This is a genomic window from Belnapia rosea, from assembly GCF_900101615.1.
Lineage (GTDB): Bacteria > Pseudomonadota > Alphaproteobacteria > Acetobacterales > Acetobacteraceae > Belnapia > Belnapia rosea.
Genome location: NZ_FMZX01000099.1, coordinates 1 through 1,680, shown reverse-complemented (window position 1 = coordinate 1,680; position 1,680 = coordinate 1). Strand labels below are relative to the sequence as shown.

At 67.7% G+C, this 1,680-nt stretch carries 1 pseudogene; it reads right to left on the bottom strand.

What is annotated here, in order from left to right:
• Positions 1-233: 233 nt before the first annotated feature.
• Positions 234-1,542 (bottom strand): annotated as a pseudogene (locus BLR02_RS28200) (IS701 family transposase).
• Positions 1,543-1,680 lie beyond the last annotated feature (138 nt).

Sequence of the window (1,680 nt, the reverse complement as noted above, 5' to 3'; positions counted from 1 at the left end):
CAGTCGGCCGACGCTGCGAAACTCTCGCCAGCCCTCCGCGAGAGCATCGCCTATGCCCTTTGCCACGCAGCCTGAATGGCCAAAGCCGAGATAAGAGGACCTAATTAATCTTACTGTGTCATAAACAGCGATATGGTGCTGGGCATTGGCAGCATGGGCATCGCGGCAGGGTACGGGCGAGTGCGCGTGCAATGTGCAGGCGCATGGTGGCGATGGAGTTGGCGACATAGCGCTCAGGCCGGATTGGCGGCTCCTCTTGGTCGGTAGTCCTTGGGAACCTCAGGTGCCTGGATGAGTGGGGCGCTGCGCTCGGCTGAGGGGGGGAATCGCCGCCCTTTCGGCGACCAGGAAGCCGTAGGAGGCGATGCAGAGGCTGGCGTGATGGTGGAAGCCGCGCCAGCCGCGACCTTCGTAGTGCCCGAGGCCGATTTCCTGTTTCAGCTCCTGATAGTCGCGTTCGATCCGCCAGCGCTGCATGGCGTGACGGACCAGCGCGGTGCGGCTGATGGTGGCGGGCAGCGTCGAGAGCCAGAACTTGGTGGGCTCGGCTTCCCCGGGTGGCCATTCGATCAGGCACCATTCCTCGGGCCGTGGCGTGGCGGCCTTGTAGTCGCGGTGGGCGGGGCGAACCCGCACGGCGGCGAAGCGGGAGGCGAGTGGGGCATGCGTGCCCTGCCGCCAGGTCACCCGGCGCCAGGCCTCCTTGGGCAGCCCCGCGGCGAGGTCTCGGGCCGAGACGGGCTTGTGCTCGGCGCTGCGGCTGACACGGGTGGGTGGGCGGCCACGCCCGCTCCAGGGTTTGACCGGCAGCGGCGCCTGGCCGGGCGGCCAGAGGCTGGTGGAGGACTGGATGCCGACGACATAGGTCAGGCCAAGGGCGGTGATGCCGTCGCGGAAGGCGGTGTCCACGCCATAGCCCGCATCGGCCAGCACCATGCCGGGCGGGATGCCGTCGGCCTGGGCGGCGCGGATCTGCTCGAGCGCGATCTGCGGTTTGGTGGCGAAGTCCAGATCGTCGGGCACACCCGCTTTGGCGCGGCGGTCGGCATCCTCGGCCCAGGCTTGCGGCAGGTAAAGCCGATAGGCCACTGGCAGGCTGGCGTGGTCGTTGGCGACCGAAAGGCTGACGGCAACCTGGCAATTGTCCTGTTTGCCGAGCTGGCCGCAATACTGCCGCGCGACGCCGACCGACTGCGTGCCCTTCTTGGGAAAGCCGGTGTCGTCGATGATCCAGGCCTGGATTGGGCCATGCTGCTCGAGCGCGGGCAGTACCCGGGAACGGACCGCGGCGAGCACCGCCCTATCGGACCAGTCGGCCTTGGCGATGAGGTGGTGCAGCGACTGGTGGGTGGCCTGGACCCGCCCGGGCTCGACCCGGGCGGCCATCGGCTCGATGCTCTTGCGGTCGCCAGGCAGCAGCAGGCCGGCGCAGTAGCGCCGGGCAGGCGCGATGCGGTCGCTATGGCCGAGGGCCGCGCCAAGTGCCTCGACATAGGCCGAGAAGCGCGATTCACTGTCGCTCGGTATAGATGAGGGAGCCACGCACCGCCTCCATGCGCGAAGACTCCATACCTACAAAAGCGGACCTAGGGTCTGTGACCGAACTCAGTGGTGCGCAAGTTGATCATGGTGGCAGCAAGATGGGCGAAGCCCATCCAACTGCGGCGTGTCTTGTCGCGT